The sequence below is a fragment of the Paraflavitalea sp. CAU 1676 genome (assembly GCF_029223285.1).
Classification (GTDB): domain Bacteria; phylum Bacteroidota; class Bacteroidia; order Chitinophagales; family Chitinophagaceae; genus Paraflavitalea.
The window spans coordinates 933,208-949,630 of the sequence record NZ_JARHUJ010000002.1; the positions used below are offsets into that span (position 1 = coordinate 933,208).

The following is a 16,423-nucleotide window of genomic DNA, read 5'->3' on the forward strand; positions in this document are numbered from 1 at the left end:
ATGGAGGAATCAAATAAAGTATCCGGGAAGTGGAGAGTGCGTCTGGACAGGTTAAAAAGAATCTTTAACCCTCCGGATAAGAGAACGCTGATCCAAAACGAACTCCTGAAACTTAATTCAAAACTTATATTACAGGGAACTTCAATTATTGACAAAAACAGGCAATCTCAAATATTCACTGGTCTTGAAGATGGTTCAACAAGTATTGACTTTTGGGAAAACGGGATATGCTGGCATTCCCAATTATTAACCAAAGTTACAGACGCCGCGCTGGCTGCTTATTTATGGAACGACGTTAGGGCAAACAGTACCTTTATTGAAAAAGAAATTTCAACCATTTGTTTCATAGAAGGAAGAAAGCAGATTGAAATTAGTAGCCAGGAATACATTAAGTGGCGTTGGGAAAATCTTGTTTATTCAGAAAACGATCTTGAAAATGAATTAATCTGTTTGTTGAAGAGAGACGACCGGATCAATAGGCTGATGACTTTTCATCAGTTGTGGGATTTGGGGCTAAGCAGGTATATCGGGCATTATGGCGATCAATTAAAAAACGACCTTTTGAGAGCCAAAGTGCAAAACGGTACCATTGAGGTACGAACCGAGGAAATGGCTCGTAAAGATTATAGCAATGGCGGCTATCAATGTCTTGGAAAAGGTGACGCAAAAACGGCGTATAAGGCAATCCTCGACAATTTACCGTCCGACATAGATTGGGCGGAATACCAAACACTGGAACAATATATTGCCAGGACCGGCGCGCCTGCATCCTGATCAAGACTCCACAGTAACACTTTTTCCCATGACAAGCATCATCGTATCCAAATCAGTAACACCGACGGTCATCATCGGCTTCCTGCAAAACCGCTTGCGGGAACTCAATATTGCCGATAGTGAAATTGAACACAGTCTGCACAATCTTTCTCGGGAGGCGATTAAGGTGATTGATGTTCATTTTGAAAACAGAGACCATCTTTCTTCAGAAGACCTGTATTACGATGAAGTAACTTACGAATACAACCAATTTATTCTTCAGCTCCAATCGATCAACTTAAAGCATGATCAGCGCCGGAAACTGTTTTTTGTTGTCACAAAATTGTTTGACCAAATAGCTTTGGAAGCCAGGCAGGAGCAAATCCCCCTTTTGGCAGATATCGCCTTTGAATCGATAAGAAAAATCCTTGAACTTAATGATGCAACGAGTAATACCTGAATCACACAAGTAAGCATGAGCAACTTACAAACAGGCAGCCCCGCATAAGGAGCTGCCTGTTTTGTTTGTCCGACCTGTTAAAGAACCTCCCTATGGTTTTATCCAGGAATCTTCGTACGCATTTTTCATGATGGTCGTATAGAAAGTAAAGCCGTTGTTCAATGCATTGGTGAAGAAGACCAGCTCAACATCGCCGGGAAATTTCATGATCAGGGTCTGCAAGCCGGGATCGGGATTATCGGCCTTTTCGTTGGCATTGACATCGTTCATCAACGCGCCGTCCTTACCATACGATTGCCCCTTACTGGTATTGGGGCCGTCTTCTGCATCCAGTCCATAGCGATTGGTGAGCAATACTTCCTGCTGGGACTTGGTAAGCACTTTTTCGGAGTGGAATACATAGGCCATCACTTTGGCCACCTGAAAAGCAGACATGTAGTAACCACCGCCGCCGGCGATCAGTTTCCAGTCGCCCAGGGTACGGCCAGCCGTCGCAGGCGTCGTTTCATTGTACATGAGCGTTACAGTAGACCGGTCTTCCGGTGAACAAAAGACCATGCCGGTTTCTGACGGCGTGAAGACCAGGTTTTGCATCAGCTGCGTATAGCGTACAGCGAGGTATTCGGCAAAACTGGCGGTATCCTTATTGCTGAGGTTATAAGACTCCGTATTGGTAGCACCTGCTTTATCATTGATGTAGGTGAACATGATGCGGAACAAGGCAAAGTTCACGTTGCTGTAGTTGTATCCTTTGGCTTCATTCACAACACCGGCAGCGATGCAGGTTTTGAGTGAATTATAGTCTGTACCGTATCGGATATCGTCGGTAGTGAGCCCTGCCTTGTGGGTGAGCAACTGGTGAAAGGTGATCGATTTCACTTTGTTGCCCAAGGTCCAGGATTTGGGCAGCCATTTGTAAATAGAGTCTTCCAGTTTGATCTGTTTGTAATCCAGCAGTTTCACTGCGCCTACGGCGGTGAGCCACTTGGTGACGCTGGCGATATTCATTTCTTTGTATACACTGTGGGGCACGGGGCCATCCTGGCTCATACGGGCGAATCCGCGGGCAGCGCTATCAGCCCATTGGCCTTTGTGGTTGATCATGAAGGTATACCCGACGGCTTTGCTACCCAGGGCCGTAATGATGTTTTCCTTGAACTTTTTGGGACTGAATACCTTGTCGTTCGATTGGATGTCATCGATCGTTTTTTTCTGGCAGGCTGTAAAGGCCAGGGTGAGCGACAGTGCGGAAACAGCGAGGCAAAGCGATGTTGTTTTCATTGTTAGTGGCTTTGATTTGTGGGTTCAAAACTAACAAGCGGCAGCGGGCTGCCAGGGGCAGTTTAACGGATGGGCTGTTTGACTTAATGGATAGAAGGGGTGAAGACTACGCATTCAATTCAGGTGTTTTGACGGTCGGAGATGCAATTATAGGATCGTAGCTTACCGGTGCGGCAAAACGTGTTCCTCACAAAAAAACTTATTGTATGAACAGACTTGAATCGCTCCAGAACGATCCCGTTTTAATGGCCGAACTGACGCAACGCATCAACGATGGCAGAACCTTTGCCCGGGGGCAAAACATCGGCGCCCGCGACGGCCAGTTCAAACGCTTTGTAGAAGGAACCTTCATCGAATCGGGTGGCATTACGCAAGGCAGTCTCGAAGCCGTGATACTCGACTTCTTACGGCCCTGCCTGCTCATCAAGAACAATAATTTCCAGGTTCCCGAATCGGATACCTGGAAAAGCCGGCTTGAACCCTATCGCCGGGTGATTGAACAACGTATACCCAGCATCGGCCGGGTGGAACTAAAATTCCACCCAAAAATGAAATGGGCTGGTACGGCATGGCTCATCTCTCCCAACATGATCGTCACCAACCGCCATGTGGCCGCCGAATTCGCCCGCAATGGCAACAATGGTCCTGTGTTCCTGCGCAACTCCCTCGGCGTTACTCTCGAAGCCTCCATCGATTTCCGGGAAGAATACGATAACAACAACGGCAGCCCCATAGAAATTGCCGTAGAGAAAGTGATCTATCTCGCCGATGAAGCACAACCGGATATTGCCATCCTGAAACTAGCCTCCAATACGTTCGCGCTGGAACCCATACCGCTGCTGACTACGCCCGTTAAAGCCAACAATGAATTGGTGGTCATAGGGTACCCCGCGTATGATCCGGTACGCAACCCCCTGAAGCCTGAAGACGTTAAACGCATCTTCAACGATATCTTCACGTTCAAACGCCTGTCGCCGGGCCTGGTATTGAATGAAGAAGTACACCCCAAGGTATTCAGTCACGATGCTACCACCCTGGGCGGCAATTCCGGATCGGCCGTACTGGACCTGCGGACCGGACAGATCGCCGGCCTCCACTTTAGCGGCGTTTTTCACGAAGCCAACTACGCCGTGACCGCCACGGCCATCCTGGAAGCCCTCACATCCGTGCACGTACAGGTACCCTCCGTCGTTACCCCCGTGGTAACCATTCCCGATCCGGTGGATGAAGAAGATGCGATTGAACTATCTACCAATGAACTAACGGCCACAGACTATAGCGACCGTGAAGGATATGATGAAACATTTCTCGGCGACGATGCCGTCGTTCCGCTGCCGGTAATAAAGGATAGCGACAACATCCTGAAGTTTGGCGATGATGAATCAGTGCTTCACTATCATCACTTTTCCGTGACGATGAACCAGGCAAGAAGGATGTGTTTCTACAGTGCAGTGAACATCAATGGCGAAGAGTCGCGCAAAACCAAACGTCCCGGCTGGAAACTCGACCCGCGCATACCCAAAGCGATGCAGATCATGAAAGAGTGTTACGGCAATCCGCCCAAATTCGCGCGGGGACATATGACGCGTCGCGAAGATCCGGCCTGGGGCACCACCGTTGCCCTGGCAACCCTGGGTAATGCAGATTCCATGCACGTTACGAATACGGTGCCGCAAATGCAGCCCTTCAATGGAGGGATATGGCTGGGCCTGGAAGATTATGCCCTGCAAAATGCCCGCGGCGATGCCATGAAGATCAGCGTATTTACCGGCCCGTTCTTTACCGATCATGATCCCACCCGGTATGACGTTGCTATCCCCGTAGAGTTCTGGAAAGTCATCGCCTTTATCCACGACGAAACCAATGAACTGTGCGCTACCGGCTATTTCATGTCGCAAAAGAGTTTCCTGCAACCAGAGGAATTTGTTTTTGGCGGATACAAAACGTATCAGACAACGATCAGGAGCATCGAGCAGCGGGCCGGTATCAGTTTCGGGAACCTGGCAGCGCTGGACCCCTACCGGGGTGAGGAACTGGCGCTCTCATCGCTTGAAAACTTTTCGCAAATACGGTTCAAACGTTGATGACATGCCGTGAACCATCAATTGTTGTCGATCTCATTACTGATGGCCGCGAAATGTTGCTGCAGGTGATTGAATAGGTCGATGAGGGTGGTTCCTTCATTTATCCAGCCAACTGACTTTCCCTGGTATTGAACACCCTCTACCAGTTGACTGGCGCGATGGAGGGCGATTACCTGCCAGTTGTCGTTGAACACCGGTGAGCCCGATGAACCTTTCTCCGTATCGGTGAAATAACGCACAACAGGCGCTGTACTTTCATAAATATGATTGTTGCGGATGGCCACCTTCTTGGCGTGCCCAAACGGATGCTGGATGATATTGACCGATTGGGGATTGGTAACATTCACCAGGATAGCGTGCGGAAAACGCGCCGGGGCAAAACGGTTCACCGGATTCTTCAACCGAAGTATGGCATAATCGAGCGCGGCATCTGAAGCTACTACCTCCAGTGCGGCTACGGCAACGCCCATCACATTGTCTGCATTGTAGTCGAACTCCACAATGGTCGCCTTGCCCTGTAACATAAAATCGGCTGGCAATGCATCCGGTTCATTTTCATTCCTGGCTTCTATTACGTGGTAATTGGTAATGATGAGTTCTTTTGTCAGCAACCAACCGGTACCAGCATACACGATGGGAGAGCCGTCGCCCCGCTTGGCCGGCACGCCATTGTCGTACCGCGGCACCTGCATCCGGGCAACCCCTTCGCCGGCTTTGACGCCCGCCTGCAGCCAGGCGTAGGATACCATATCATCCTGGTGCACGATCCTTTCTTTCACGATCTTATCGATCATCGGTTGGGCCGGAGCCTGTGGATGAACGATTGGCGCTGTTTTACCGGATTGTGCCTCCACTTTTGCCATCGCTTTCTGGACGATCTCAAACTCCGCCGGAAATGACCGGGTGTACCTCGATGCATAATACAACCAGCTATAGAACGGTACAGAACCATCCGACAAAGCCACCGTATTGTTCAACCGGTCGAGGTCGAGATCAAGTTGTACTTGTTCGGAAGGATCGGCCCATAACAATCCCTTAAACAGTTTATTGACATCCGAAAGAAAGATCTTGCGGATCGACTGGGGGTAGCCGATGGTTGTTAAGATAGCGTCCGCTAATATATCGCGTTCCGCACTCGTCAGAAATGCCATAGGCCGTGGAGGTTGAATTAAACAGTAAATGATTGCATGTCGTTATCATCCTTATACCGGTACTTCAGGTCATCTACATTCAATGGTTTTTTAAGATCGCCGCCTCCACCAGTGCCTCGTTTTGGGGAAGCTTGTTTAGGCTTCGCCTCGTGTTGCAACACCTGCTGCAGTTCATTAATCACCTCCGTCGAAAATTCGGCGGCATAGTAGGATGTCAGCATTTCCTTTGCGTACTCTTTGGCTTCTTCATAGCGCTCCAGTTGAGAAAGGGCACGCACTTTCAACATCCCCAATATTGCGTTGCCTTTACCCGGCATCGACGGTTCTACCAGGTTCAATGCCTGCTCTGCCCGCCCGGAGTTCAACAGGTTGGCCGCCTGCCTGGCAATATGCCTGATCTGGTCTTCGGCATCGGCCGATTCCCATACGTCTTTCTTCGCAGATTCAATACCTGCTTTCCCAAGAATAAAAGCCTGCGCTTTGTCTGGCAATTCTTCCAGACCGGTCAATAGATATTTTTGTACCCCATCTAACCAGCGTGCCTCTACCGAGCGGGGCGACTCACCCAATACCAACCGGTGATAGATCTCCTCTGCCCGGTTCACGACCCCTTCCTTGTCCTTATAAAATTCAACAGCGCGGTGGTCGATCTCCTCCGCAATCTTCCCCTCTTCCGATTTCCGCACCAGCTTCAGCATTACCCGGCGCACATCTGGTCGATGCCTGAGTTCGTTGGCGTTCACCGGTATGATCAGGGACAACTCCTTTTTCATTTGATCAAAAAGCTTGCGGGCATCTTCTATACCCCCGATGGCGAGCTGGCAGGGCCCTGCCAATACTTCCAGTATGATCTCCGGCGTGATCCTTCTCAGCACCATACCCGGGTTGGCCAGTTTTTTGAGTTCTGCGTTTCCCAAATGCCGCAATATGCGTTGATAAAGCATGCCTTGTATTTCCTGTTCGGGCAGGCGTTCATTAAGTATCCCGTATTTCTTTTTAGTGATCCGAAGCGTTTTCAGTTCCTTTTCTCCAAAGCCCTTTACCAGCTCTGCCGCCAGTTTAAGTGTTAGGGGATTGCCCCCGATCATAGCAGCAATGTTTTTGGCAATGGCGGCATCCGTAATACCGCAGCGCTCGAGGTAGCCAGCTGCAGCCTCCCGATCGAGGTCACCCAGCTCCAGCGGTGTTGTTTTGAGGTGCGTGATGGGAGCCCGGCCTGCGATCACTACCCGTAAGCGCGCATATTGCCGCCGCAGCAGGGTCATAAAATCATACAAACTGGCGACATAATCTTCGCCCTTGTACTGCACTTCTTCGAAGGTATCCAACACCACCAGGAAGGGCTTGTTGCCATCGGTGGCCAGGCGGCTCACCAGGCCAAGAAATTCTTCCTGTATCCCTGCCCGGTCGGCCTCTTTTTGTTGTCCGGATTCCAGCGAGCGAAGGATAAAGCTGGTAGAACTGCTGTTGTCGATGAGGGAGCCATACACCTGGTTCCAGTATTCAAAAAAAGACTGGAAGGCGGCGGAGAGCTCGGGCTGGTCACGATATTGAATGCCGAGTTGCCGCCCGGCTTCTATTAATAGCGTATCGGGTTCCAATGCATTGAGCTGGGGGCGGTCGAAATCCAGGTATACAAAGGGAAACTTGTCCTGGGTGTGCGCCTCATAATGCTCCAGGATGAAATGCGCGAGCAAGGTCGACTTACCAATTCCACCTACTCCAAAGATCAACATAGGGTCTTTGCTGTTGGAAAAAATGGAATCGGCCAGGTTGCCGATACCCCTTGAAACGGATTCCAACAGGCTTTTGGGAGGCGCCACGCCTACATAGGTGCGCAATGCGGTCGTCTCGGCATGCCTGCCCCTGAATGTTGACCGGAAGATACCTTCTTCGTACACACCTGTCAGGTGCCTGAGGGGTGTAAGCATTTCCCGTATTTCTATGCGCGCATGCAGCGTCTCGGCCGGAGGCAGGAATTCGTATCCCGGAATATTTTTAAGCCAGGCGGTTACCTGGATCAACGCATTCAATTCTTCGAGGTTGAGGAGGTGGATGTCGGGCGTTTTTTTCTGCAGGCAGCGGGTGAGCATCTTTTGCAGTACATTCTGCTCATCGAAAGCAATGGTGGGGTTGGCCTGCAGTGCTGCATCGATCTTTCCTTCCTGTACCAGCGCCTGCAGGGTGGCTATGCGCGCATCGTCGCGCAGACTGAGGAAAACGGTATCGCCGGGTTTGGTTTCTTTATTAGCGGCCACCGCGGCAACAACGATGTCGGTCAGGTACAGACTGCAGCCTATCAGGCAGTTCACCATGCCCATTTTTTCCTTGTCATCCATAACCTGTTCCTGCGGCAGGGGATTGAATTTATCCAGGTCGAAATAAGCGAGTACGGCCGCTGCATCGACAAAAGCGTTGCGCTGTGGCCGTTCCTCCATCACTTTTACGGGCGGAGCTGGCTTGGGCGTATCTTTCAACGCCTGCAGCTTTTGCTTTACCAGTTCCTTCGATATACGTTCATTGGCCCCTTCCATGGGATCTTTTTTTGCCGTTAAATTTGAATAATAGCCTTGGCCACCTCCAATGCTTTTTGTGCCAGCTTTCTGGTGCGATCGGGATCGTTGGGATCATCCTCCTCAAATACGGTGTCCACCATATCGGTGAGCCCTTCTTCATCTATTTCCTTTTGATGAAAACCGGCATAGTTGACAAAATACTTCCTGATATCATTTTGGGTAAGTGACTCTATATTGTCGAAGCGTACGCGGTTTTTGTGATTCACGACGGGCTGTTCAAATCCCAGCAACACCACGCGCAGCTGATCTTCACTGATCTCCGGTTTTTCGGCCCCCGTTGCTATCGCCACCAGTTGGAGGATCATATCGATGGTTTCGCGCGGCAGTGGTTGAAACTCTTCCGGCTGGGTGGTCTTTTTACGATCATCCAGGCCATCCAGCACGATGATGTGTTTTACGCCGGTATTGACGATCTGTTCTGCGAGCATCGAGCAAAGCTCGATGATCCAGCGCGCGGGTTGTTGGGCATCCAGCTCGGGAATATGCACCTGGTCGGCCTGCCAGTTTGGATTGATCTGTTCCAACAGCGAAATGGCCAGGTGTTTGGGACCAAAACGGCTGATCGCCTGCTTTTTCAGGTCGACCCAGATGGTCTTGAAATTGGCATTGCCGAGAAAGGAGGTAACGTACCGGATATAATCGTAGGTGAATGTTTTGCCTGACTTTTCGGGACCTTTTACGACCAAAGCGCGTACGCCGGCAGGCTTGGCGCCGGCCAGCAGGGGATAGGTGAAGTATTCCATGGCCTCGCGTGTCTTTTCGCGGTTCATAAAGGGTAGGTCCAGGGCCAGCAGGATGGTGTCCCAGATCTTTGGTGGAATATGGAACCGGGGTGGCTGACCGCTCTGCAGTCGAAGTATGGCCGCCTGGATGGGCGGGAAGAGGGCAAATTTCTTCAACAGCTGGATGATGAGTGCGGGCTCTTCTACCCAGGCAGACATTTCGCAGTAGGTAAGTACGTTCTGGGCATATTCTTCGGGAACTGCATCCGATTTGATGCGGATAAAATGCTGGCTGGGTATTACTGTGGTTAGTTTGGCCGGGTTGCCGATCATGAAAAGGGCAACTTCTTGCCGGAGTAAATCCCGCTCGTTGATGGTCAGCAGGCTCATAGTATTACGTTAAGGGTAATAAATAGCAGCCTTTCCTGTCAGAAACGCTGAAACTGCTTACAATTTAAACAATTTGGACAAGTGTTGATACCGTTAAAACACCCTACAAAAGGAGGCCTGCCGTCGTTGATCGATTTTATGCCTCCTATTCAGACCACAGTTAGTCAAACAGTTACCTATTTAGCGCCTCGTTATATGAGTACTAATAAAAAATTGCTGGTCACACGCTGATCTCCACAATGCCTAAGCGCTTACTGCGTTAACAGGTGCATACTTACCCCTTAAGCCATCTCCATGCAAGGACCAACAAACCGAATGCTTTTAGCATTTCTATTCCTGACCATCTTTTTGTCGGGTTGTAATAAAGAAAAGGACGAGCGCGTAGGGCCGCCGCCAAATACAACAGGCAAAATAACCTTTACACAGCGGGCTGCCCCCGGGGTCGATTTCACCATCAAAGGGAAAAACATCGTTGTTGACTGGGGAGATGGGCAGGTGGAGAACGTGGGGGTGCCCGAAAACGGCGATGTAAGACATCTTTACAATGACAATAAGTCTCACCAGGTTACCATTACCGGCGTGGATTTGACTTTCTTTATGTGCTGGGCCCGTTTACTGACCGCACTGGACGTTAGCGAAAATCCTGCCTTGCAGGAGCTTCATTGCAACATGAATGAGATCACCCACTTTGATATTTCCAAAAACAGCTATCTGTATTGGTTAAACTGTAGTGAAAACGCGATCAATCAGCTGGATGTTTCGCATAACCCACAATTGGAAAGACTCCTTGTAGCCAGGTGCAATATTTCAAACATAGACGTTTCCCAAAATAAAAGGCTGATGGAACTCTATTGCTGGGGCAACAAACTTACCTCGATCGACGTATCACAAAATCCAGCCCTCAAGTCTCTTAAATGCTACAGCAATCCCATCACTTCTTTGAACCTGGCAGCCAATCCAAAATTGTACGAATTGTATGTCGACTCTTGCCGGCTCACCAAACTGGACGTATCCAGCAACAAAGAACTTGGCGGGTTGAGTTGCGGCAACAATCAATTAACTTTCTTAGACCTCTTGGCCAACAAAGGGATCGCTACGCTTGCATTCCACGACAACCAAATCAAAAACATCGATCTTACGGGTCTATCAAACTTACAGCGACTTTTTTGCTCAAAGAATCAGCTGAGCCAATTGGATGTTTCGCAGAATGCTTCCCTTCATGAACTCTCTTGTGATGAAAATGCGCTTACCGCGCTGGACGTTTCCGTTTGCCGCAACCTGTATACGCTCAACTTCAATAAGAACAAACTGACTACGCTCGACCTCTCGAAAAATACAGTACTTAGAGAACTCAATTGCAGCAACAATCAATTCAATACCGAATCGCTCAACGCGCTGTTCACTTCCTTAAACAAAAACACCGGCAGCAAAAAATACCTGGAGTACGGCGGCAATCCAGGCTCCGGCACCTGCGACCCGTCTATCCCCAACGCCAAAGGCTGGCTCTACCGGTAACCGTGATAATTTTACAGCAGCTTCATTTTGCTGAGGACTTGCTTCTCCCGTTCCGGCAAGGAGCCTTTCACGGTAATCTTCGGTACGTCAATATCGTCCAGCCATTCTTCCAGGATGGCGTTAACGTCCTGCCGAAGGGCGGGAAACTCATTGTTGGGACAACCAATAAGGTCGGGCGTTTCGATAGGTACCCAAACCAGCAGATCGATCACAGCCAGCGAATGCTGAACCCGGTCGTACAGATTACGCACCTGATCACCGCCGTTCAATGCCCCGATATAAGCAAGCAGGTCGAGGGGACATCTGTCGAAGACAACATCCTTATCTTTTGTTGCCAACAGTTTCTGCGACCGCTCCAGCTGGGTCAGAAAGTCGTCGATAGTAGGCGTTTCCGCAAATACATACCCTCGCTCTTCCAAATCGTAATAAGGTTCCTGGTAATAGACATAATGTTCAAGAACGCCCGACAGTTTTTCGGCCAGGGTTGTTTTGCCAACCCGATGGGCGCCTGTTACAGCGATTTTCATATGGCTGCAAAGATGCACCAGGGAGCGGATGCCGCAAATACCAGTGATCACTTATTTCCAATCCCTTGCATACATTCTCACCGGGCGGGTGAGCGGAGGCAGGCGTTGTGCCAAATGGGAATGGTCCATTCATTTAACGGTGTAACGGAACAGCTTCGCGGGCAACATGGCGGAAAAACTATGGCGGCCGTGTCGTTTACAGGACCAACAAACTACGCCCATGTTATCCAAAGCAATCCTCTACATCATATTGATTACCGGTACGGCTCAGGCCTTTGGCCAGGCCTCTGATGCAGAACTAGACGCCATGATCAACCTGCTGGGGGTACAAAAGAAAGAAGCGGTGGCCCAATTGGTAAATGTATCCGGAAACGACTCGGTATTATTCTGGAAGATCTACGAAGAATACCAACAGGAAAACAAGAAAACGGCTGCCGATCGGGTGAGGCTGTATGAAGGCACCGCCATGGCTTACCGCAATATGACGCCGCAAATAGCAGATTCCCTGGCCAACCTCTATTTTTCGAACCGGATACAACAGGAAAACCGGCTGCAAGCTTATTACAAGAAATTCAAATCGGCCATCAACCCCACCATTGCCTTTGAATTTTACCAGGCCGAAGTGTACCTGCTCACTATGCTGCGAGCCCAGATCATGCAACAGATACCCACCTATGGGCAACTGCAGCTCATGAATAAAAAGAAGTAACGGGGTTACTCACTGAAGGCTTTCCAGTTGACGGAATACCGGGATCAGCGATTGACCTTTTTGAGAAAGGTTGTATTCAATATGAAGCGGTTTCAATTTAATCACTACTTTCTCCAGCAATCCGTTTTCTTCCAGCTCCTTCAAAGCCACAGCTACAGATTGTTTGCTGGCGCCTTCCAACTGCCGCAACAGGCCATTGAAACGAACCGGCCCCTCCACGGCTATCCGGAATATTTGTGGCTTCCATTTACCCGAAAGCATCTTCAACAATCCCTCTGCGGGACAACTGTTCGCACTCTCCATCATGATTTTAAGGTAGTCATGTTTTTCTGACTAATTGTTTGGCAGCAGCCGCTTTGGCAATTTTGTGCAGCAAAATTAACCTTTAAACCACATGAAAAACGAATCAGGCAATCCTCTTTTGTGCGACGTAGAAAGCGGTCTCTGCGAACTGCCTTCCACACACGACAACACACAAGGCCAGTCTATAGCAGCCGGCCCGAAACCCATCAGGGTCATTTATTTTACCGACCCCATCTGTTCTTCCTGCTGGGGCATCGAGCCGCCACTACGAAAGCTGAAACTGGCCTACGGTCACCTCCTGGAATTCGACTACCGGATGGGTGGTCTGCTGCCCGATTGGAGCTACAATAGCAGCGGCATCAACAAACCATCCGACGTAGCGCATCACTGGGATGAAGTGAGCGTGCATTACGACATGCCTATTGACGGCGATGTATGGCTCGAGGATCCACTGTCTTCGTCTTACCCGCCCTCCATTGCCTTCAAGGCTGCGCAATGGCAGCACCGCGACAAGGCCATTCTATTTCTCCGCGCACTGCGTGAAATGGTTTTTCTGCAAAAGAAGAACATCAACAAATGGGAATACATCGCACAGGCGGCAGCGCAGGCGGGACTGGATTCCAGCCAACTGAAAACTGATTATGCAGGTTATGCCAGGACATTGTTTGCCGGCGACCTGGAACTGGCCAGGCAATTGGGGGTAAGAGGTTTCCCGACCATGTTCTTTGTGGATAGTGTGGGCCGGCAGGAGAAAGTATATGGCAGCAGAACATTCGCAGATTATGTGAGCGCCATCCGGAAATTGCAACCATTGGCCCAGCCATACCCCTACCAAAACGATTGGCAGCACCTGTTTGCCCAATACCCAAGCCTCACCACCCGCGAATTCACCGAACTTTCGGGCATCCCAAGAAGCGATTGGGACAAGCATTTGAACACGTTGCATGAAGCTGGCATCCTGCATAAGCTGACGACGAAAAATGGCGTATTGTGGCAACTGAAGGGCTCAGGCGATGCCTGTACCCACTGATGCCTGGCCGATGGCGCTTATCGTTCGGCCTGCAACCATTCGAAGGCAGCCCCATCTGCTTCCAGCACCGCTTCGCCACCTTTTACGGCTTTGAACTTCAATGGTACAACAGCCGTGGCCCGTGGCGACACGCGCTCATCGGAATGATGGGTGTGCACGACGTAATACAGCTGTCCTTTTTGACCGGCAAATACATCTCCATGGCCCGATCCGTTGTGCCCCACGGTTTGACGGCTGATGATCGGGTTGCCGGCATACTTTTTCCAGGGACCGGTAGGGGAGTTGGACGTGGCATATCCTACCGCATAATCCTTGTTCCGGAAATCATTGGCGGAATAAATGAGGTAATAGGTATTCTTATACTTCAGCACGGTTGGGCCTTCTGCCACCGGCCATTCGGACTTCGCGGTGTTCTCCCATGCTTCGGTACTGGCTATGCATTCCTGCTCCGTGCCGGGGATCACGTCTGACAGATCGGGTTTCATTTCCGTCACAAAGATCCGGTTACCGCTCTGCAGCTTAACATGATAGAGATACACTTTGCCGTTGTTGTCGAAGAAGACAAACGGATCGATCTGCTTGCCGGTACCGCTGAGCGCCTTCAGCGAATCCTGCGTGAAGGGGCCGGCCGGACTTGCTCCTTTGGCGATTGCAATCTGTTCATTCGCCGTATAGGCCATATAATAACTGCCCCGATAGTGAAAAACCTGGGGCGCCCAGAAACCGCCGGTGCCAAATGCATCGCCGCGTTTCAAAGCCAGGTGCCGGGCGCTGTCTGCCGGTTGCTTCCATGTCTTCCCGTTGGCCGATTCATACACCAGGAATCCCCGGTTGCTGCCCGTGCCATATAAATAAAAGTTGTCCTTGTCTTTAAAGATCGTTGGGTCGGCCAGGAATATGGATGGTTGCTGTGCCATTCCGGGCTGACACGAATGTAGGCCGGTGATTACCAGGATCGCCCGGATTACCGTTTTCAAGTAGGTCATAGCTGATAAATATAGAAAAATATCCTACAACGGGGGCGTCGTACCCTTCACGAACAAGCCCGTGCAAAATCGGCCATGTGGGGCTGGGGCGCCGGGGCGGTTATCGTCATCTTATCTTTCATGATCTGGGGGCCACTGGGCTTCATCAGCATCTTCGCAGGCCTGCTCATGGGCTTTTTAGGTACGCATCTGATCGAAAATCGCCTGGCGCGCGATAAAGGCATCTTCACCAAACTGGATGGCGCCAAACGAAACGATGCCGTACAGGAACTGGTGATAGGAGGGTGGTCGTTCAGTCAGCCTTCAGCATAACATACATTACACAACCGCATACATCTCCCATTGCCCCGTAAGGGGCATTGGCATTTTTACAGGACAACCAGCTACTCGCCCAACAAACGCACGAATCCAGTCGTTTGTACCAGGTGCTGCAGTTGCTTTTGATCGGAAGCGTTTTTCTTCAGCAACAATTTGAGGGTGAGGTGCAGGATGGTCATATACTGCTTCGATAAAAAATGGAAATTGGTGGGATTGATGATCTCCAGCAGTTCCCGGGCTACTGTTTTTTCGCCCAGGTGGGCCATGGATATTGCCTTGAACAGGTAGATAGCCTCCAGAAAAGAGGTATCGGGCCAGGAGGTCACGTATTTCTTCTTATACTTCAGCAATTCACCCACATAGAACAATGACTCCTCATACTGACCGATCAGCACCAGCGCCTGCGACATCACAAATTGAAATACGACCACCGAAAGCAGATGCTCTTTTGCGGTAGGTATGGTGGTATAGAATTGCCGGGCTTTGATCAATATACTTTCCGTTTCTTCTCCCGACACGCTGGCATGATACAGTTGGGAAGCATAATAAAAGCCCGCCCAGGATGGCTGCGCTTTTTTATCGACCACCTGCTGCATCACGATCCGGTAATGCCTGTCGAGGTTCTTATTGTCCATCGTAAGCCAATACCGGAAGCAAAGCAGGTAGTTGCCAAACAATTGCGAATGGATGGTTCGTTTTACATGCAGGTAATAACGCAGCCCGTCGCCGTAAAAGGAGTTCAGGTTATCGACATTGATGAATTGTTCGAAATAAAACTCCTGTCCATTCTTGGTACGGGCTATCTCACGCTGGAACTGATCGATCAACTGTGGATGATGTTCGAGAAAGAGTATGGTTTCCCGCACCAGGTGGTTGTACGTATAATCATTGGGCCCCGACACTTCCGTTTTCCGGAACAGCATAACGAGGTAGTTCAACAGGTCGCTATTGTTATGGTTAAGCTCATTCCCTTCCGCCGGCTGATGCTTCAGCGAAGTGACAAAATCATCATACGAAGCAAAACCGCAATACATCGACAGTGTGTTCAACGTATAGATGGATTGCTCATGTTTCGCGTCCATGAGGTTAAAGAAGCGTCTTAGTGTATTGAAGCTGATCGTTAACTGCATCTGGCTGGCGATGTCATTGTGCAGATAGTGACAGTCTGACGAGGACAAAATCCTCCGCCCCAAAGTTTTCTCAACTTGCAGTTTCAGCTGACTGATATGTTCTGAATCCATAAACGAAAAAGCTAATTGCCCCCGGCTTTGTTCATTAATTAATTTCGAACATTTCCCAGTATGTAAGATTTGAGGAATTGATTTCAAAGGGGAAACGATTCATGTTCCCCACAGGATATTAGTGCAAGCTGGAATTTCAAAAGGACATAGTAGAGGAAGAATTGGGGCCGAACCGGTGATTTGTCTATGCGAATATATAATTAAAAGCTATACATTGAAAATAGTATTTATTCAAATAGGATGCTATTCCTGAATAGCGTTCAACAAACGTGAATTAAATTGTATTGATTACAACTTGTCCAGGTTTCACTTGTACAGGTAAACAAAACTGCTTGACGGAGATCAATCATTGCATGATTACCTGCTCAAACAAGCCC

At 49.7% G+C, this 16,423-nt stretch carries 15 protein-coding genes; 7 read left to right on the forward strand and 8 right to left on the reverse strand.

The features are described from left to right. The gene (locus P2H89_RS08360; protein WP_275826174.1) at positions 1-774 is read left to right on the forward strand and encodes a hypothetical protein; all 774 of its coding nucleotides are present in this window, start codon (positions 1-3) and stop codon (positions 772-774) included. A gap of 28 nt (positions 775-802) precedes the next feature. Further along, positions 803-1,213 (forward strand): hypothetical protein, encoded by a 411-nt coding sequence (locus tag P2H89_RS08365; protein WP_275826176.1) that lies wholly within the window; start codon positions 803-805, stop codon positions 1,211-1,213. 90 nt (positions 1,214-1,303) lie between these two features. Here the strand turns inward: P2H89_RS08365 and P2H89_RS08370 are convergent, their stop codons facing one another. Beyond that, on the reverse strand, positions 1,304-2,494 hold the full coding sequence (locus P2H89_RS08370) for a serine hydrolase (protein WP_275826178.1): 1,191 nt from the start codon (positions 2,492-2,494) through the stop codon (positions 1,304-1,306). Between the two features lie 206 nt (positions 2,495-2,700). On the opposite strand from P2H89_RS08370, the gene P2H89_RS08375 reads away from it, so the two are divergent. After that, the gene (locus tag P2H89_RS08375; protein WP_275826180.1) at positions 2,701-4,578 is read left to right on the forward strand and encodes a DNA/RNA non-specific endonuclease; all 1,878 of its coding nucleotides are present in this window, start codon (positions 2,701-2,703) and stop codon (positions 4,576-4,578) included. Between the two features lie 17 nt (positions 4,579-4,595). On the opposite strand, the gene P2H89_RS08380 is transcribed toward P2H89_RS08375, so the two are convergent. Genes P2H89_RS08380 through P2H89_RS08390 form a run of 3 tightly spaced genes read right to left on the reverse strand, consistent with a single transcriptional unit; the run spans position 4,596 to position 9,417 of the window. After that, positions 4,596-5,729, reverse strand: coding sequence for a trypsin-like peptidase domain-containing protein (locus tag P2H89_RS08380; RefSeq protein ID WP_275826182.1), 1,134 nt, complete (start codon positions 5,727-5,729; stop codon positions 4,596-4,598). Between the two features lie 17 nt (positions 5,730-5,746). Continuing rightward, complete coding sequence (locus P2H89_RS08385) at positions 5,747-8,263, reverse strand: ATP-binding protein (RefSeq protein ID WP_275826184.1); 2,517 nt, start codon at positions 8,261-8,263, stop codon at positions 5,747-5,749. Between the two features lie 17 nt (positions 8,264-8,280). Then, on the reverse strand, positions 8,281-9,417 hold the full coding sequence (locus tag P2H89_RS08390; protein ID WP_275826186.1) for a hypothetical protein: 1,137 nt from the start codon (positions 9,415-9,417) through the stop codon (positions 8,281-8,283). A 315-nt stretch (positions 9,418-9,732) separates the two neighbouring features. Between P2H89_RS08390 and P2H89_RS08395 the strand changes: the two genes are divergently transcribed. After that, a complete protein-coding gene (locus tag P2H89_RS08395; protein WP_275826188.1) occupies positions 9,733-10,932 on the forward strand; it encodes a hypothetical protein in 1,200 nt (399 codons plus the stop codon). Between the two features lie 11 nt (positions 10,933-10,943). On the opposite strand, the gene P2H89_RS08400 is transcribed toward P2H89_RS08395, so the two are convergent. After that, entirely contained in the window at positions 10,944-11,459 is a 516-nt protein-coding gene (locus P2H89_RS08400) for an ATP-binding protein (RefSeq protein ID WP_275826190.1), read from the reverse strand. 220 nt (positions 11,460-11,679) lie between these two features. Here P2H89_RS08400 and P2H89_RS08405 point away from each other — a divergent pair, with 220 nt between their 5' ends. Next, on the forward strand, positions 11,680-12,168 hold the full coding sequence (locus tag P2H89_RS08405; RefSeq protein ID WP_275826192.1) for a hypothetical protein: 489 nt from the start codon (positions 11,680-11,682) through the stop codon (positions 12,166-12,168). A gap of 9 nt (positions 12,169-12,177) precedes the next feature. Here P2H89_RS08405 and P2H89_RS08410 read toward each other — a convergent pair whose 3' ends face one another. Further along, positions 12,178-12,474, reverse strand: a complete 297-nt coding sequence (locus P2H89_RS08410; RefSeq protein ID WP_275826194.1) for a helix-turn-helix domain-containing protein — start codon at positions 12,472-12,474, stop codon at positions 12,178-12,180. An 88-nt stretch (positions 12,475-12,562) separates the two neighbouring features. On the opposite strand from P2H89_RS08410, the gene P2H89_RS08415 reads away from it, so the two are divergent. Then, entirely contained in the window at positions 12,563-13,501 is a 939-nt protein-coding gene (locus P2H89_RS08415; protein WP_275826196.1) for a DsbA family protein, read from the forward strand. Positions 13,502-13,518: 17 nt separating this feature from the next. On the opposite strand, the gene P2H89_RS08420 is transcribed toward P2H89_RS08415, so the two are convergent. Continuing rightward, positions 13,519-14,487: a glycoside hydrolase family 43 protein gene (locus tag P2H89_RS08420; RefSeq protein WP_275826197.1), complete on the reverse strand. Its 969-nt coding sequence runs from the start codon at positions 14,485-14,487 to the stop codon at positions 13,519-13,521. A 75-nt stretch (positions 14,488-14,562) separates the two neighbouring features. On the opposite strand from P2H89_RS08420, the gene P2H89_RS08425 reads away from it, so the two are divergent. Next, complete coding sequence (locus P2H89_RS08425) at positions 14,563-14,799, forward strand: hypothetical protein (RefSeq protein WP_275826198.1); 237 nt, start codon at positions 14,563-14,565, stop codon at positions 14,797-14,799. Between the two features lie 71 nt (positions 14,800-14,870). On the opposite strand, the gene P2H89_RS08430 is transcribed toward P2H89_RS08425, so the two are convergent. Beyond that, on the reverse strand, positions 14,871-15,983 hold the full coding sequence (locus tag P2H89_RS08430; RefSeq protein WP_275826199.1) for a hypothetical protein: 1,113 nt from the start codon (positions 15,981-15,983) through the stop codon (positions 14,871-14,873). Between the last annotated feature and the right edge of the window lie 440 nt (positions 15,984-16,423).